Source organism: Bacillus sp. JHAA (assembly GCF_036961585.1).
Taxonomy (GTDB): Bacteria; Bacillota; Bacilli; order Bacillales; family Bacillaceae; genus Bacillus; species Bacillus velezensis.
Genome location: NZ_JBAMDE010000004.1, coordinates 368,332 through 385,475 on the forward strand (window position 1 = coordinate 368,332; position 17,144 = coordinate 385,475).

Annotated in this window: 19 protein-coding genes and 1 pseudogene; 14 read left to right on the plus strand and 6 right to left on the minus strand. The window is 39.1% G+C overall.

What is annotated here, in order from left to right; all coding sequences use genetic code 11:
* The first annotated feature begins 55 nt into the window (after positions 1-55).
* Both V7728_RS12025 and V7728_RS12030 read left to right on the plus strand, forming a co-directional pair.
* Positions 56-832: a sulfite exporter TauE/SafE family protein gene (locus V7728_RS12025; RefSeq protein WP_099566430.1), complete on the plus strand. Its 777-nt coding sequence runs from the start codon at positions 56-58 to the stop codon at positions 830-832.
* Between the two features lie 700 nt (positions 833-1,532).
* Positions 1,533-2,213, plus strand: coding sequence for an aspartate/glutamate racemase family protein (locus V7728_RS12030; protein WP_099566431.1), 681 nt, complete (start codon positions 1,533-1,535; stop codon positions 2,211-2,213).
* A gap of 106 nt (positions 2,214-2,319) precedes the next feature.
* Here V7728_RS12030 and V7728_RS12035 read toward each other — a convergent pair whose 3' ends face one another.
* Both V7728_RS12035 and V7728_RS12040 read right to left on the minus strand, forming a co-directional pair.
* Positions 2,320-2,889 (minus strand): DUF2812 domain-containing protein, encoded by a 570-nt coding sequence (locus V7728_RS12035; RefSeq protein WP_060563141.1) that lies wholly within the window; start codon positions 2,887-2,889, stop codon positions 2,320-2,322.
* Positions 2,876-3,193: a PadR family transcriptional regulator gene (locus V7728_RS12040; protein ID WP_012116900.1), complete on the minus strand. Its 318-nt coding sequence runs from the start codon at positions 3,191-3,193 to the stop codon at positions 2,876-2,878. Before V7728_RS12040 ends, V7728_RS12035 begins: the two co-directional genes overlap by 14 nt.
* Before the next feature lie 354 nt (positions 3,194-3,547).
* On the opposite strand from V7728_RS12040, the gene V7728_RS12045 reads away from it, so the two are divergent.
* Both V7728_RS12045 and V7728_RS12050 read left to right on the plus strand, forming a co-directional pair.
* Entirely contained in the window at positions 3,548-4,453 is a 906-nt protein-coding gene (locus tag V7728_RS12045) for a bifunctional helix-turn-helix transcriptional regulator/GNAT family N-acetyltransferase (RefSeq protein WP_038455997.1), read from the plus strand.
* Positions 4,454-4,474: 21 nt separating this feature from the next.
* Entirely contained in the window at positions 4,475-5,767 is a 1,293-nt protein-coding gene (locus V7728_RS12050) for an MFS transporter (protein WP_099566432.1), read from the plus strand.
* A gap of 94 nt (positions 5,768-5,861) precedes the next feature.
* Here the strand turns inward: V7728_RS12050 and V7728_RS12055 are convergent, their stop codons facing one another.
* Positions 5,862-6,827 (minus strand): patatin-like phospholipase family protein, encoded by a 966-nt coding sequence (locus V7728_RS12055; protein ID WP_025284299.1) that lies wholly within the window; start codon positions 6,825-6,827, stop codon positions 5,862-5,864.
* A 216-nt stretch (positions 6,828-7,043) separates the two neighbouring features.
* Here V7728_RS12055 and V7728_RS12060 point away from each other — a divergent pair, with 216 nt between their 5' ends.
* The 5 genes from V7728_RS12060 (at position 7,044) to V7728_RS12080 (ending at position 10,624) form a co-directional block, all read left to right on the plus strand.
* A complete protein-coding gene (locus tag V7728_RS12060; RefSeq protein ID WP_099566433.1) occupies positions 7,044-7,520 on the plus strand; it encodes a DinB family protein in 477 nt (158 codons plus the stop codon).
* A 35-nt stretch (positions 7,521-7,555) separates the two neighbouring features.
* Complete coding sequence (locus tag V7728_RS12065) at positions 7,556-7,921, plus strand: cupin domain-containing protein (RefSeq protein WP_099566434.1); 366 nt, start codon at positions 7,556-7,558, stop codon at positions 7,919-7,921.
* A gap of 163 nt (positions 7,922-8,084) precedes the next feature.
* Complete coding sequence (locus V7728_RS12070) at positions 8,085-8,270, plus strand: hypothetical protein (RefSeq protein WP_099566435.1); 186 nt, start codon at positions 8,085-8,087, stop codon at positions 8,268-8,270.
* 285 nt (positions 8,271-8,555) lie between these two features.
* The gene (locus V7728_RS12075; protein ID WP_015239237.1) at positions 8,556-8,876 is read left to right on the plus strand and encodes a hypothetical protein; all 321 of its coding nucleotides are present in this window, start codon (positions 8,556-8,558) and stop codon (positions 8,874-8,876) included.
* 401 nt (positions 8,877-9,277) lie between these two features.
* A complete protein-coding gene (locus V7728_RS12080) occupies positions 9,278-10,624 on the plus strand; it encodes an FAD-binding oxidoreductase (protein WP_007609656.1) in 1,347 nt (448 codons plus the stop codon).
* 73 nt (positions 10,625-10,697) lie between these two features.
* Here the strand turns inward: V7728_RS12080 and V7728_RS12085 are convergent.
* Positions 10,698-11,120: pseudogene (locus tag V7728_RS12085) on the minus strand (VOC family protein).
* A 192-nt stretch (positions 11,121-11,312) separates the two neighbouring features.
* Here V7728_RS12085 and V7728_RS12090 point away from each other — a divergent pair.
* Positions 11,313-12,254 carry a cation diffusion facilitator family transporter gene (locus V7728_RS12090; RefSeq protein ID WP_032870376.1) on the plus strand — a complete coding sequence of 314 codons (942 nt, stop codon included), beginning with the start codon at positions 11,313-11,315 and terminating at the stop codon, positions 12,252-12,254.
* A gap of 63 nt (positions 12,255-12,317) precedes the next feature.
* Positions 12,318-13,355: a flavin-containing monooxygenase gene (locus V7728_RS12095; RefSeq protein WP_099566436.1), complete on the plus strand. Its 1,038-nt coding sequence runs from the start codon at positions 12,318-12,320 to the stop codon at positions 13,353-13,355.
* 99 nt (positions 13,356-13,454) lie between these two features.
* On the opposite strand, the gene V7728_RS12100 is transcribed toward V7728_RS12095, so the two are convergent.
* Positions 13,455-14,087: a hypothetical protein gene (locus V7728_RS12100; protein WP_007409552.1), complete on the minus strand. Its 633-nt coding sequence runs from the start codon at positions 14,085-14,087 to the stop codon at positions 13,455-13,457.
* A 271-nt stretch (positions 14,088-14,358) separates the two neighbouring features.
* On the opposite strand from V7728_RS12100, the gene V7728_RS12105 reads away from it, so the two are divergent.
* Positions 14,359-14,892: a cupin domain-containing protein gene (locus V7728_RS12105; RefSeq protein WP_015239243.1), complete on the plus strand. Its 534-nt coding sequence runs from the start codon at positions 14,359-14,361 to the stop codon at positions 14,890-14,892.
* A 269-nt stretch (positions 14,893-15,161) separates the two neighbouring features.
* Here the strand turns inward: V7728_RS12105 and V7728_RS12110 are convergent, their stop codons facing one another.
* On the minus strand, positions 15,162-15,641 hold the full coding sequence (locus tag V7728_RS12110) for a DinB family protein (protein ID WP_025284306.1): 480 nt from the start codon (positions 15,639-15,641) through the stop codon (positions 15,162-15,164).
* A gap of 240 nt (positions 15,642-15,881) precedes the next feature.
* Here V7728_RS12110 and V7728_RS12115 point away from each other — a divergent pair, with 240 nt between their 5' ends.
* Together V7728_RS12115 and V7728_RS12120 are read left to right on the plus strand one after the other, a co-directional pair.
* Positions 15,882-16,676 (plus strand): dihydrodipicolinate synthase family protein, encoded by a 795-nt coding sequence (locus V7728_RS12115; RefSeq protein ID WP_060563157.1) that lies wholly within the window; start codon positions 15,882-15,884, stop codon positions 16,674-16,676.
* Positions 16,677-16,819: 143 nt separating this feature from the next.
* The gene (locus V7728_RS12120; RefSeq protein ID WP_007409550.1) at positions 16,820-17,023 is read left to right on the plus strand and encodes a hypothetical protein; all 204 of its coding nucleotides are present in this window, start codon (positions 16,820-16,822) and stop codon (positions 17,021-17,023) included.
* Positions 17,024-17,144 lie beyond the last annotated feature (121 nt).

Below are 17,144 nucleotides of genomic sequence, written 5' to 3' on the forward strand. Positions count from 1 at the left end.
TGTGAAAGGGTATCGAATACAAAGATGCCCTTTTTCTTTGAAAGGAGGAACCAAAATGGATATTGCCTTTATCACAACTCTTTTCATTATAGGGTTTATTGGTGCCTTTATTTCCGGAATGATAGGTATTGGCGGATCAGTTATTAATTATCCAATGTTATTATACATTCCTTCTTTAGTGGGAGTGATGTCATTAACTGCCCATGAAGTTTCAGGGATAGGGGCTATTCAAGTTTTCTTTGCGACACTTGGCGGTGTTTGGGCTTATCGTAAAAGTGGTTTTTTAAATAAAGCATTAATTATGTACATGGGAAGCAGCATCCTTTTAGGGAGTGTATTGGGGAGTTACTTTTCTCATCACATATCTGAAAAAGGAATTAACTTTATATACGGAATTCTGGCTATACTAGCAGTTATTTTAATGTTTATACCTAAAAAAGGACAAGAACATAGCGAAGACGAAGAAGTGATATTTAATAAATGGTTGGCTTCGTCCCTAGCGTTTATCATTGGTGGCGTATCAGGTATTTTAGGAGCTGGCGGCGCTTTTATCCTAGTCCCCATTATGTTATCGATTTTAAATATCCCTGTTAGAATCACAGTCGCTTCATCTCTTGCGATTACATTTCTTTCATCTATTGGCGCAACAGTTGGAAAAGTAATCACGGGCCAGGTTCTTTTTGCACCGGCTCTGGTTCTTATGATTGCCAGTTTAATTGCTTCTCCTATTGGCGCATCTGTTGGGCAAAAAGTAAATACAAAATTCCTGCAATGGATTTTAGCGTTATTAATAAGTGCGACAGCTATTAAAATTTGGTTAGAGCTCCTTTGATATGACTCAGCGGGTAAAATGAAAGATTAAAAGATTCATCACTCCTTGGTTTCTTATTCATGTTATAACACTTGCTCACGTTCAATAAATGTTTCAAGTGCTTGATGAAATTCTTTTTGATAATGGTGACTTGGGCAAGTCTTGACTATAGTGCGGTGAAAAACATTTGATTTAGTTGCGTCCAGTGTTTTATTTAGGACAGCGTTATGGGACATAAACCTGTACGTTTTAAAACGAAGATGGTGATTTTAACAAACATGGAACCCGAGACATGTCATGTAACTTTCTGGTGATGAAAAAAACGACTCCATTTTTACTCCACAATATGAATAAATCTTGGTAAATAACATGATCAATATAAACAAACACTAATATATAAAGGTTTTGTAATAGAAAACACAGTTTCGCTTTATTGAGGGCCCAGCGGGTGAATAACCCATGGAGGTTCAAGTCCTCTCAGCCGCATCACAATGATACCAAGGGTTCTGACACTTTTGGTATTTTTTGTTTGAAGCTACCCCGTTACTTATAGCAAGTCGTCTGGTTTGCCAGCTATCTTTTTTAAAGACCCTTTTTCGATTAATGAAATGATAATCTAGGAGAAGACAGCCAAAAAGAAATGAGAGCAGATTCAGATGAGAAACACAAGAATAACTCATCGTGATCGTATTCGTACACATTTTTACAGAGGAGGACAGTTATGATTGGAATACTGGCAGGAATGGGGCCGAAATCTACTGGGCCATTTGTAGAAAAGGTAGTAGACGAGTGCCAAAAAATATATGGAGCAATACATGACATGGATTTCCCTCATATGATGATTTATTCTTGTCCGACTCCTTTCTATATGAATAAACCTCTCAATCATACGGACATGGAAAAGGCAATTATTGAGGGGGCTGTAAAGCTTGAAAAAACGGGTGTTGATTTTATTGCAATCCCATGTAATACCGCACATATCTATTTTAATCAAATAAAAAAATCGCTTTCAGTCCCTTTACTAAACATGATTGATGAAACCATAAAAAAAATACCTAAAGGCTCCAAAAAAGCAGCTCTTTTAGCCACTGTTCCTACGGTTCAATCTGGAATATTTCAAGAAGCGTTAAACAGAGAAGGTTATGATTTTTTACATCAAGATAGTTGGCAAATCTATGTCGATCACATAATAGAAAAGATTAAACAAGGTAAAATCAATGAGGCTCGTACATTATATGATGAATTACACCGTGAATTAGCAGAAAAGGTTGATACGGTTATCATTGCATGTACGGATTTAAATATGGTCACGGATCAAAAAAGCAGCGAACTTACCTTTGTTGATTCATCAGCCTGTCTTGCTCAAGCCATTGTAAATAAGTATGTATTATTAACAAAATAAGCCGTCTTATTTATCAGCAAATTCAGGGCGCTTTTTTTCCGTTAAAGCGCCCGGCTTCGGCAAATACATGATCCTCGATTACTTCTTTGAATGTAACTTCCCCGCGTTATTGTTCTTTTAACATTGAATACTTTCGATACGCTTTATAGAAACTGCAGCCAAATAGAACAGCCATAAGGGCGGGAAGCGACCTCAAAAGGGCAAATGGAGTTTCAAATAAAAATGCTTTCCAAAACATTGCGCCTTCCATACTCCACAGACCTTCAGCTAAATACAAACCTGAATTCGTGTAAAGCATATTACAATAAAACAAGCACAGTAACCCAAAACAAGATGAAAAACTCATTAGTCTTTTATAATAATTACTCTTTGATTGGCGATCCGAGAAGATTTCATTTTGATCATCATCTTCTTTTTGCCAATATCGAGTTCCAAGCCCCCAAGGGCCATTTATATAAACCCAGCCGAAGTCTTCATAGATCTCTTTGTAGTCTTTGAACTTTTTCTTTGATAAATAATCTTGATAATCCAGTCGCATCACATATTTTTTGTCGGTTTTTTCGAAAGTGTATATTCCTAATCCGCTGATATTTGTACAGCGATAGCCTTTTTGTAATTGCTCGTTCAGCCATTGCTCCTCTTTTTCAATATCAAAAAACATCTTAAATGTCTTCATTCGATTCACTTCCTTCGTACAGGGATAAAATATGCAGTAACCTGTTTTGTTCCATTTTCAAAATGGCGCTTCCTTCCGCAGTTATCATATAAACTTTTCTCCGGCCCGACTCTCCGACAGGTTCAATCCAGCCATGCTTATTCAAGTTTTCAATCGCACCGTATAATGTGCCGGCTGCTAAAATAACAGTTCCGTTACTCATCTTTTCGATCTTCTGCATGGCGGCATAGCCATGAAGCGGCTCCCGCAGAGCTAATAAAATATAATGCATGGTTTCAGACAGCGGTAATAATTTATGTTTCATATCCTCATCCTCTATTCAGTTTGACTATATAGTTAAACTTAATACAGTTCAACTGAATAGTCAATGGTCTTTTCAAAAATTTGTCAAAGGAACTTGAAAATCAAATCTAAAAAGTCGCTTTTCTTACGTAATGGGAAGCGACTTTTTGTATGTCCATATTGACGCCAAAAAGAATTTATCGCGGTACGCAGCTGTTTTCCGATGTAGCAGTGTCGTTTATTTTCAATGTGTTTTTTACGGTAAGAAAATCATCAAATTGAAAGGGGATGAAAATTAATAGTTGACTTAAGCAACTGTTTCGATTACGATGGAAAAAAGTTGCTTAAGTCAATCTTTTGGAGGAGGTTCATCAATTTGGAAACAAAACGTGTTTTGGCATTCAGACAATTTAATAGATTTTATACAGATATTTTAGGCTTTCTAAATGAACATATTTATGACAGTCCATTCTCTTTAACAGAAACAAGGATTTTATACGAAATTTATAATACGGCCGATTGTACAGCAAAAATCATTCAAGAAAGGTTAGACTTGGACAGAGGATATGTAAGCAGAATCGTCAGAAAATTCGAAGAAGAAGGCTTCATATACAAGCAAAAATGCAGAGAAGACGGACGCAACCATTTCCTTTATGTCACCGAGTCAGGGGAAAGTATTTATAAAAGTCTGGAGAAAAAAGCCAATCAGCAGGTTGAATATATCCTTGAACGCATAGACAAAGAGGAACAAGAAAAACTTGTACATTCAATGGAAACCATTCAAAACATTTTGCAGCATTCTTTTTATGATAAAGAATCTCCGATTTCAATAAGAGACTATTATACTTCAGAGGATGTCAAAAACATAATTGAGAAACAGCGATTATTTTATGCCGAATCCCATGGCTGGGATGATACATTTTTATCCTATCTTCACGATACGTTTAAAGCTGATATTAAAAAAATATGGGTGGCAGAAAGCGGGAATCAATTTGCGGGTTGTATCGGCTTAGTGAATGACGATGAAAAAACAGGACAGTTAAGGTGGTTCTTAGTCGATCCGTCTTTTCAAAGAAAAGGTGTCGGCAGCCGTCTGATTAAGGCACTTGTTCAATATTGTAAAGAAAATGGATACGAGCGTATATTTCTTTGGACGGTAAGAGACATGTCAACAGCCCGGCCATTGTATAAAAAAAACGGATTCGAAATTACAGAAATTCATGAAGAAAAACCTTTATGGGGATCAAATTTAATAGAAGAGCGCTGGGATTTGGAATTATAAAGTGAGGGGGGATAGGATGCGATGCGAATAAAATATCACTATGCATGGATCATTGTGTTTGTCACTTTTTTCACCTTTTTAGCGGTTCAAGGCGCGCGTCTTTCATTTGGAGCTTTTGTTGAACCATGGGAAAAAGATTTTTCTATGAATAGAGGAACAATCTCGCTTATTTCCACTCTGAGTTTTATCATATATGGCATATCTCAGCCCATAATAGGGAGGCTGGTTGATAAATTAGGTCCCCGAATGATTTTGTCATTCAGCACTTTCGTAGTCGGGGTCAGCTTTGTATTGACTTCTTTTGTGAATCATCCATGGCAATTATTTATCCTTTACGGAATTGTTATCTCAGTCGGTGTTGGAGGGGCATCCAATGTAGCCGCAACAGTGGTTGTTACAAATTGGTTTAATGAAAAACGCGGACTTGCTTTTGGAATTATGGAGGCAGGGTTTGGCGCGGGTCAGATGCTTCTTGTTCCCGGCTCTCTCATTTTGATTCAATGGTTTAACTGGAAGTTAACTGTAGTGATTTTGGGTCTGCTTTTAATGGTTATTGTGTTTCCTGTCATACTGTTATTTTTACGGAATCATCCCGTCGAGATGGGGCTATCTCCTATGGGCGGTTTTATGAAAGCAGAAGCTGAAAGTGAACAGCATACGGCCCGCTTTTCTGTTTGGACAGTGTTTTGCAAGAAACAATTCTGGTTTTTAATATTACCTTTTGCGATATGCGGTTTTACAACTACAGGGCTGATGGATACTCACCTTATCCCTTTTTCTCATGACCATGGATTTTCAACAAGTGTAACCAGTGCCGCAGTTAGTGTATTGGCGGGATTTAATATATTGGGGATAATCATCTCAGGAATTGCGGCAGACCGTTGGAGCAGTAAAAAGATGCTTATTCTTTTATATGTCATACGCGCATTATCAATTTGTATCCTGTTATATAGTCATCATCCGGTCATATTGCTTATTTTTGCCACCCTGTTTGGACTAGTTGATTTTGCAACTGTAGCTCCTACTCAAATGTTAGCCACGCAATATTTTAAACAATATTCAGTTGGTTTTATTTTAGGCTGGTTATTCCTGAGTCATCAGATAGGATCAGCGCTGGGAGCTTATGTACCAGGTTTTCTCTATAATGAAATGGGTAACTATGATCTTTCTTTTTATTTCTCAATTATTATTTTGTTGGGAGCGGCAATATTTACTTTCTTACTGCCTGAAACGGTGAAAATAAAAAAAGAACAAAAACCGAAGACCGATTCAGCTTCAAATGAAACAGTATCCAAGCGTGTGAATACCCCGTAAAGGTCCAAATCCTCTAAGCCGCATTAATAATACCAAGGGTTTTGAGTCCCTTGGTATTTTTTGTTCATTGAATTATTATAAACTTCTAACTTAGTTAATGGTTGTTGTTCCAGTTTTTCTCTATAAATGTATTCACAGGCTGTAAGTTGGTTTTGTTCGCAATTTCAATGACAGCGGGAACCACGGAAGGGTCTGTTTTGGAGAAGTTAGGAATCCGCGGATCTAACCGGAAAAAGCGATCTCCCAGCAGATTCGCGCTGACCATGGATTCATAGTAGCCATTTCCGCCGGAGATCATCTGAAGAAATGGCAGTAATGGTTCATTAGGCGACCTGTCCAAAAGGACTCCCCAATTTGGAGGAAGGTTCTTCAGATTTTCGGGACGTATGTTATCCGCACTCACCATTCCCCATCCCCTCGTATCTCTTCTTAACCGAGTCGGGGCTTCACCTGTACCGATGGATAGTGCCGCAATTTGATCCAGTGGCACGTTGGCTTTACCAACCGCAAACGCGATACTGGCCGTACTGGGGTTCGTTGCCACTACATATCCGTCCACGTAGTTTTGATAGGCTCGCTGCGTCGCGGGAGCACCGCTGCTCCGCAGTATGACATCACTCACTTTCTCATTTAAATAGGGAGAGCCGGGAAAGTTGTGAAATAATACGGGCGTCCAACGATCCAGTGCTGGGGAGTATAATTTGAATGAAGGGACAACAATTCGTTTTCTTACATCTTTAAGACGAAGGCCTGGCGGGAAAAAGTTTCGTACCGCTTTAATAAAACCGGAATATGGTAATTGTTGATTGAAAACAGGTCCTCCCGGCCGCGAAGTGCTGAATGCGGGCAGGATTTCATCCTCAAAATACTGAAGTGTTTCCTTCGGAGATCTTCCGCTTGCTAATGCAAGGGCAGTAAATGAACCGATTGAATTTCCCGCAAATACATGGGTTCGGCTTATTAATGCTGGATTTTCTTCAGCCAGTCTGTTCAATAGCTGTAAACTTAAAGCACCTAAGGTACCGCCCCCGTCAAAGGTCATGATCCGATACTTTGCCAAAGCTGATTTCTCCTTTCTGATGAAAACTATCATTCAGTATATGTTCAACCAGAGTCTATTGTATGGATGAATGAATATCTCATACCATAAAAATTGCTCAATTTATCAATCTAACGGGGTGGGAAAGAAAATATTTTTAAGTTTAAGAGGCGGATCATGAAGGTATTCCATGGGAAGAAGGAGAATAGGTTATAAAAATAAAAGGGGGAAAAATATTTGAATACGATTGACCTTATCGTTTTACATTTTGAAGAGGTGAGACGGCGAAGCATCAAGTTATGGACAGCTATACCTGAGGGAAAAATGGACTGGCGCCCGGATTCCGAAGCCATGTCGTGTAAAGAAATGATAAGACACGTATTAGAAGCGGAATTTCTTTATCATCAAATTTTAATGAAAAATATGAGTGAGTTTTCAGAGGAAACTATTAATCCTTATGAATCAAAAATGTTTACCACAGTAACCGAAGAATTAGAATTTGCAAAACCGTATCGGGCCGAGTTTTTGACATTCATCAAATCGTTAAACGAAACGGATTTAACAAATATAAAGATTGACAGGTCTGATGTTGGATATATTCGCGAACTAGGAGACATGTTATTAAGAATCGCTTATCATGAGTCCGTACATACTGGTCAGCTTTTAGATTATCTCAGAACTGCTAAGGTTGACAGGCCTTTAATTTGGGACTAGTTAAATGATAGAGTTTTACAAGGAAAGCGGAAAGAATGGAATATAAACCGATTAATTTTCAAGAGAAATTAGCTGCGTTCCAAGATCAATGGTCTCCAAAAGTAATCGCTGAAATGAATGACTATCAATTTAAACTTGTTAAGGTACAAGGGGATTTTGTTTGGCATAAGCATGACGAAACAGATGAAGTCTTCATTGTCATTGAGGGTAATTTAATCATTGAATTTCGTGATGGAGAAGTAACATTAAATGAAGGTGAAATGTTTGTCATTCCGAAAAATGTTGAACATAAACCTTATGCAGAATCAGAGTGTAACATTTTGCTTGCAGAACCTAAAGGTGTTGTGAATACAGGACAGGAAATAACTGATCAAACAGCTGAAAATGATGTCTGGGTCTAGCCTGTAACAAAAAAACGATCAAAACTCCGAAAGACCGAATGACGATTAGAGAAAATGATCAGGAAAACCAATTAAGAATGATTTAAGGTTAAATATTGAAAAATTTTGTTAATATTATAATACATTGTTTGGAAATGTAATCATTTTATAAGGAGTTTTCTAATTGCGTTGGAGTAAATGGTTCAATATTTTTTGCATAACAGCATTGGGGTCAATATATGGCTATAAATTGTTTACTAACCAAGAAGTCAGTACGACTCGTTTAATCATAGCTGCTGCAATTATCTTGTGGAACATTGTCGGACTTTTTAGCAAAGAACCAGTAAAACAAACACAGCAAGCAAACTAAAAGTCAAAAACACAAAAAGTTGGTACAGAAGGATGCTGCAGCGCGCAGCATCCTTTTTATCATTTTCACAAAAAAACCAAGGGTTTAACCCCTTGGTTTTTTCGCAGTCTCCCTTTTTACGCTGCTTATCATAAACATTTAAGTTTCATCAAGCATCCAGAATCTGTTGTATCGATAAATGAAAATTATCCTAAAATGTGCCGGTTCATCAAAATACCAGTCCAAGCTGCAGTTATTTCTTTACATAGTATGTAAAGATTAAAAAATGAGAGAAGGAGTGGCGTAATGTATTATAACGAAGGTGAAGATCAACAGTACGTTCAGAAGAAAAAGCCATACAACGAAGCCTGTGACCTAGGCCATGATTTTGATATGGCGGACGACGCAGCAAGAGCGGAAGCAGCAAGAGAAGCAGAAGCGAGAGCCAGAGCGGAAGAGGCAATAGCAAGAGCGGAAGAAGCAAGAGCCAGAGCAGCAGAAGCGGCAAAATTAGCAGCAGAAGCAAAGGTAAAAGCGGCAAAATTAGCAGCAAAAGCGAAATGTAAAAAACGTCATAAGAAAGAGAAAAAACAGGATTGCAAACGTAAGCACAAGAAGAAAAAATAAGAGCTTTTCATCATGTAAAAGATAAGATTCAATGTGTATTGATTTTAACCGTACAGGGGTGCAAAAACGATAAAGAATAAGATTCTTTGTCGGGGGATCAAGCAGAAAGATTGCTCAGCCGGTGTCTCAGCAGAACCACGCATGGCAGGGCAAACATAATTTTCTATGGACTTCCATAGTTTGGTCGGGATATAACGCCAATAAATGTAAGTGCCTATCATGATAAAAAAGGCAGGAGAGACAAGAGTTTCGGCAGCTTGCCGCTCTTGTCTTTTTTTTGTTTTTATATCATCTTCGCGTATATGTGTCTATTTTTAAGTTTGCAGAACATCTGTCTAAGAATTTGTCCAATTCCTACATATACTGGTATCGGAATCAAATGCTTATTGGGAGTGAAATAGATGGGATCAGCACAGTTAACGGGACGCGTCATCTTCAAAGGGGACCCCGGCTATACAGAGGCGGTTAAGAATTGGAACCCTTATGTTGATGTCTGTCCGCTTGTCTTTGTTTTTGCACAAAATTCATACGATGTAAGTAATGCTATTAAATGGGCTCGTGAGAAGAATGTGCCTATGCGTGTCAGAAGCGGCCGCCATGCTCTGGATAAAAATCTTTCCACGGTAAGTGATGGGATTGTTATTGATGTGAGTGACATGAATAAAGTTTTCTTAGATGAAAAAAACGCGGTAGCAACCGTTCAAACCGGCATTCACGTCGGCCCGCTTGTAAAAGGTTTAGCTCGGGAAGGTTTTATGGCCCCGTTCGGAGACAGTCCAACCGTCGGAATCGGAGGAATCACAATGGGAGGCGGATTTGGAGTGCTTTCCCGATCGATCGGCCTGATAAGCGATAACCTTCTCGCACTGAAAATGGTAGATGCCAAAGGCAGGATTATTCAAGCAAATCAATCCCGCAATGAAGATTTACTGTGGGCTTCCAGAGGCGGCGGGGGAGGCAATTTCGGATATAACACCCAATATACATTCAAAGTTCACCGTGCCCCTAAAACCGCAACCGTCTTTAATATCATTTGGCCGTGGGAACAGTTAGAAACGGTATTTAAAGCGTGGCAAAAATGGGCGCCGTTTACAGACGAACGATTAGGATGCTATCTTGAGATTTACAGCAAAGTAAATGGCTTGTGCCATGTGGAAGGATTGTTCCTCGGTTCAAAACCAGAGCTGGTTCAATTATTAAAACCTTTATTAAATGCCGGAACGCCGGCACAAACAGTAATCAAAACACTATACTACCCGGATTGTATAGATTTCTTAGATCCTGACGAACCGATTCCCGGCAGATCTGATCAGAGTGTTAAATTCTCCTCGGCGTGGGCGCTCAATCTTTGGCCGGAAGAACCTATTGCAGTAATGAGACAATTTTTGGAAAAAGCGACTGGGACAGAAACCAATTTCTTTTTTATCAATTGGGGCGGCGCGATAAGCAGAGTACCAAGCAGTGAAACAGCCTTCTATTGGCGCCGTCCGTTGTTTTATACGGAATGGACGGCCAGTTGGAAAAATAAATCACAAGAAGCTTCGAATCTTGCATCAGTTGAAAGAGTGCGTCAGCTGATGAAACCATATGTAACAGGTTCATATGTGAATGTTCCGGATCAAAATATCGAGAACTTCGGAAAAGCATATTATGGCTCAAACTTTGCAAGGCTTCAAAGAATAAAGGCGAAATACGATCCCGAAAATGTATTCCGTTTTCCGCAAAGCATCCCGCCATCGTATAAATAGTTTGATCGTTTTTGGAAACAAATAAAAAACACACCAGAACATTCAGGTGTGTTTTTATTGTTGCTAAATTGGGTTATTCAATTGCATCCCAGTGCGGATTCCAAACGATTTCCCATAAGTGTCCATCGGGGTCTTGGGAGTGACCGGAGTATCCGCCCCAAAAAGTATCATGAGCGGGATCAGTTATCGTTGCTCCTGCCTGTTTTGCCTGTTCCATGACTTTATCGGCTTCAGCTTTACTGCCAACATTATGTCCTCATGTAAATTCTGCAGGGCTTGGCGCAGTTAACGTAACGTTTGTTTCATGTGCGATGTCTTTGCGGTTCCAAATGGCAAGTTTCAGTCCTGTTTGTAAGTCAAAAAAGGCAACTGCACCATGTTCAAATTCTGTACCGGCTATTCCCTCTGTAGGCAGACCCAAGCCATCTCGATAGAAGTGAAGCGATTTTTCTAAATTGTCTGCGCCTAAAGTAATTACTGTAATCCGCGGCTTCATAGCAATCATTGATCAAGAGCAATATAAAGTATTGGACATTTTCATTGAAAAGATTTTGACATTTCAGTAAAGAACCTATATATTCATATATGAGCACATAATCATATAATGTTATTTTTTTGTCCATGTTAGAATGCTTCATAACAGAAAAGAAATAATAAATGCAGTGTATGAGATAAGGAGGAGATTTTTATGGGTCACAATCACAATCACGCTGGCGGATCCAATAAGAAGGTTTTATTGATCTCTTTTATCATGATTACAGGTTATATGATAATAGAAGCGATAGGCGGATTTTTAACCAATAGTTTAGCGCTTTTGTCAGATGCAGGCCATATGCTGAGTGACTCAATCTCATTAATGGTTGCTCTGATTGCTTTTAAATTGGCCGAAAAAAAGGCAAGTCATCATAAGACATTCGGCTACAAACGATTTGAGATTCTCGCAGCTGTGATAAACGGTGTTGCATTAATATTGATTTCCCTTTATATCATTTATGAAGCAATCAAACGTTTCTCTCATCCGCCGGAGGTAGCAACAACCGGTATGCTGACGATTAGTATCATCGGGTTAGCTGTAAATATATTGGTCGCTTGGATTATGCTGAACGGCGGAGATACAAAGAATAACCTGAACATAAGAGGGGCTTACTTACATGTGATAAGTGACATGCTCGGATCTGTAGGTGCCATACTGGCTGCGATCCTTATCATCTTCTTCGGGTGGAGCTGGGCAGATCCAGTGGCCAGTGTCATTGTGGCTATTCTTGTTCTGAGAAGCGGTTACCATGTGACGAAAGACTCCATTCACGTATTAATGGAAGGAACTCCGGGAAATATCGATGTCACTGACATCATTCATACAATTGAAGAGACAGAAGGAATTCAAAGCATTCATGATTTGCACATATGGTCTATCACAAGCGGATTGAATGCTCTTTCCTGCCACGCAGTTGGTAACGATCAACTGACCATTTCTGAAAGTGAAAGTATTTTACGCAAAATTGAACATGAACTTGGAGATAAAGGCATTACACATGTAACCATTCAAATGGAAACAGCAGCGCATAATCACGACAATACGATTCTTTGTCAGGCCCAAACTGAGAATCCGCGTGACCATCATCATCATTAAAGAAGGAAATAGGGACTCACTTTGTCTGCTGACAATTAAGATAAAACCGGAGGGGGGATTCATATGTACGACACGATAGTAATCGGAGCCGGTCAGGCAGGAATCTCAGTAGGATATTATCTAAAGAAGTCGAAACAAAAGTTTATCATTTTGGATAAAAGTCATGAAGTGGGAGAAAGCTGGAAAAACCGGTATGACTCATTGGTTTTATTTACTTCTCGAATGTACAGCTCTTTGCCTGGAATGCAGCTTGAAGGAGACAAGCATGGACTCCCTTCAAAAAATGAAATTGCTGCTTATCTGAAAAAATATGTTGAAAGATTTGAAATCCCGATCCAATTACGGACAGAAGTAATAAGTGTCCAAAAATTAAACAACTATTTCTTAATAAAAACAAACCGGGAAGAATATCAAACGAAGAATCTTGTGATGGCCGCAGGTCCTTTTCATACCCCTAATATTCCATCAATATCAAGGGATGTAGCCGATCATATTCATCAATTACATTCTTCACAATATAAACATTCAAAACAACTGGCGCCTGGGAATGTACTGGTAGTCGGCGGCGGGAATAGCGGGGCTCAGATAGCTGTTGAATTATCCAAAGAAAGAGTTACATATTTGGCTTGCAGTAATAAACCGGTTTATTTCCCTTTATGGATTGGAAAAAGAAGCATCTTTTGGTGGTTTGATAAATTAGGAGTTTTACATGCAAGTCATACATCAATATTAGGCAAGTTCATTCAGAAGAAAGGCGACCCCATATTTGGGTATGAATTAAAACATGCAATAAGACAGAAGAAGATCATCTTAAAACAAAGAGTCATAGCCGGAAAGCAAAATGAAATGATTTTTAAAGATTCATCTTCATTAGAAGTAAACAATATTATTTGGGCAACTGGTTTTAAGAATCCGCTTTGTTGGATGAAAATAGAAGGTGTTTTGGATAAGGAAGGCCGAATTATACATCACCGGGGTGTTTCAGCTGTGGAAGGATTGTATTTTATTGGTTTGCCTTGGCAGCATAGGCGAGGTTCAGCGCTGCTTCAAGGTGTAGGAAATGATGCTGAATACATTGTAAAACAAATGAACGGCGGATAGACAGAGGAGAGCAGTAACTTACGTGTTTACTGCTCTTTTTTTGTGTTGAATAAGTCCGGTTATGTGACTGTGTAAAGCCGAAAAAATCTTTTGGCTTAATTAATAAGAAGATCCCTGACTCATTGATTGTGCAACATTCTGACGTACTTCCCGAGCTAACTGCGCGGCACGTAAGGAAGCCTGCCAAATAGCCGGACTCACTGCAGATTGACTGATGGATAATGCCTGTTGTGTGGCTGGAACCATTGGTCTTAGGAGATTTTCCGCCTCGTCTACAGATGACGCGTATTGGTGACCGGCTGCTCTTCTCAGGTCTGCTATCGCTGCGGGGAAGTTTGACCATAGACGAAGTATTGAATTCATGCAGCCAACCATAAGAGGAAAATGAGGAGCCCGGCCTTGTCCGGCGGCGAGAAGCTCTGCTGCGCCTAAAGCGGAATAAACGTGATAGCTCAACGGAGTAAGATATTTCGCGTGTACAGTATGAAGTTCTCGTAATCCCCAAGTGTCTGGAAGAAATCTGAATTCTGAACTCATACCGCATCCCAGAGCGAGTGCTCTGCTGACAGCCTGCAAGTGTTTCACTACCGCAGCCATTGATTGTTGAAAGGAGGATGAGTGTATTGGAATTTGTTGAATCGCAGATAAATGGCTTCGCATTTTATGATTTGCCTGGCTTAAATCAGGCTGCTGTCTGTAATCATATACATAATACGGATAATAATAATACATATCTAAACTCCCTTTATGAATGACTTTTAGGAGCAGGATATGCACCCAGATTGTTTTTGATAAGGGCATGTGCCTAAATTATCCATCAGTGCAACGATTTTAGTCCGCGCATATTCAGTTGGTATTTTTTATGCAAACGGATTTAGTGGCCAAAACGTTTCTGCTAACTTAAGTCTTTTAGGCTGAACAAGGGAATTTCTTAGTACGGCACACTCTCATTACCAAAAGCATAGGATAATATCACAAAAATTTAAAATTGCGGGGATGAAAAATGTATTATATACCTTTTTCGCATCAATATTATTATTGTGTGAATGTACCGATGTATAGCGATGGAAGATCTGTTTATTGGACTTTTCCAAATAACTATGATCCTTCATACGAAGATAGAAACCTTCTCTTGAAAGATTATGGACCAAAACCATTCGTTGTGAATATCAATAAAGCCGCAAAACAAAACAATACATTCCGTACGGCCCTATGGACGGGAAAACATTTTCAAATTACTTTAATGAGTATCGGCATTGGAGAAGATATCGGTTTGGAAATCCACCCCCACGTAGATCAATTCTTACGGATTGAGCAAGGCCGGGGGATCGTTAAAATGGGTAAGAGCAAGGAACATTTAACTTTCCAAAGAAATGTCTATGATGACTTTGCCATTGTTGTCCCTGCCGGCACTTGGCACAATGTTGTGAATACAGGTAATACGCCGTTAAAACTGTATTCAATTTATGCTCCTCCTAACCATCCGTTTGGTACAGTTCATGTGACAAAGGCCGATGCAGCGGCTGCGGAAGATTAGTATAGGATTCCAGAGGACTTTACTGCTGCAAAGACTATAGGAAAAAATCGTATTTGGACAGCATCATTAAATAAAGCGATTGAATGGCTGAAAAAATATTAACGTTTCAGCTTGTCATAGTGCAGTTGATGCGATGCTTTATTCCACAACTTTTCAACAGCAAATGTGGTTTTTTGTCTGTACATTTTAATTGATTGGCAGTCAGTGAAAATAGGCAATCCGCAGGGAATTTGTAATAAATTTATCCTTGCTCCTCCTAATAAGCGGCTTTAACTGCCAAGTTTCTGTTTCTCTTCAAACCATTTGCGAAGCTGATGAATATGAGCTTGATGATATCTATTATGGTCTGCCATATGCCATATTCCCCATTGAATGGTTGCTTGTTTTTCTGCTTCATAATCTACTGTATGATTCAGCTGATCGTCAGTTAACTCATAACAAACAGACTTAAACATGCTGAATACTTCTTCATAATCAGTGAGAATTTGTTCTAATGAAACACCGGAAATGAAAGGGAGCTTATTGTTCAGATCTAACATTGGTCCATACTTCTCTTCAAGCTGCTTTGGTATCGGTTCACCCTTTATTCTGAATATCCAGTTGAGATCAACATATGCTAAGTGTCTTATTAGCTGAGCTGTACTATTGTATGTTTGATTTGGTCCTTTATAATCAATCTCCTGCTGTGACATGTCTGACACAATGGATATTAAGCGGCTGTAATTTTCATTAACGGCAGAATACAGCATCACCTCATTAGCACAATTTTTATATTCAGTTTGTCTTATTACTCATATTTGTCAAGCCATCCAGGGAATGAATCGCTAGAGGATGAAGCAATGAAGCAGGCTCTCTTTGCCTGCTTTTTTTGTGTGTCGGCCTATACATCTGACATGTTTGTTTATCTGAAACTGTACCTTTTTAAATGTCAGACAGTGTTATATGATACTCTGCAGATATTCAAGAATATGTACTTGGAGGACATTCTCATGCGAAATTTTAATGTTGCTATCCCTACGCCTTTTCATGAAGATGAAAGTTTATATTTAGAAGGATTTGATGCTATTGTCGAACATTTGAAAAACAGCGGTATCCATTCGTTACTCATATGCGGCACGACTGGTGAACAGCATTCACTCAGCATAGATGAGCGTCTTCAGATCATTGAGTATGTTCATCAGCGAAAATTTGAAGATGTTGAACTGATGTTCGGTGTTTCAGCCGTAAGAACCAGTGATGCCGTCAAACTGATGAAACACATCGAGAAAACCAATATTGATTCTGTACTGATTGGTTTTCCTCCTTATATAAGACCGACACAGCAGCAAGCCGTTTATTACGTTGACGAACTTCTCAGTCATACCTCTAAAGAGGCTGTGCTTTATAATAACCCCGGCCGGACCGGTTTTAATCTGAGTGAGAAAGCGCTTAAAGACTTAATAAGCCGGCATCCCGGGATAAGGGGGCTGAAAGAAGGAGGAGACGTTCTGCGTCATAAACAAACAGAGTTCCCTGATCACTTTATTTTGTTTGCGGCAGGAGACGTTGAATTTCCGAAGATGATGAGTAACGGGTGTAACGGCCTGTCAAGCATGGCCGGAAATGTCTATCCTGAAGAAATCAGAGAAAGCTTCAGCAGCTTATCAGAAAATAAACCGATTAATCTGGACCGAATAAACGATCTGATTGCTGAAGTGACAAATCATCATACTGTCATGAATATAAAAAATCACTATAAGAAGATTGGGATTCAAGCAGGCAGCTGCCGGTCACCCATTATATAAGAAATGTTCCGTCGCGGATAAGTGAAAAATGTGATCAGCGCGCTTTCTGTACTTGGATTAGGCTTAATAAGCAAGTTATATAATACTGTCATTAGCGGGGGCGTAAGCATTTGTTTAGCTTTACATAAGGGAAACCTTATGATATGGTGATTATTGCTAATATTGACAAGAAAGAGGTGAAAGCGATGATAACGATTTATGGAATTTTGTATGGTAAGAATGCAAAAATTGGAAACATCTTGGCGGACAAAGGGAGCAGTCTGTCCTTTTTTAAGCCAAATCACCATACAAAAACAGTTATCGGTGCTTTTTCTCTATGTCAAATAAACGATAATCCAATGACATAATGTCCTTGTTTATTTGTGCATGATGTTATTTAAGCGTAACACCGATAATTGTGTCGGTGTTTATTTGTGCCTGATTTTAAAAAAAGGTTAGATGATCACTCCCTTCTATTTACTCAAACAA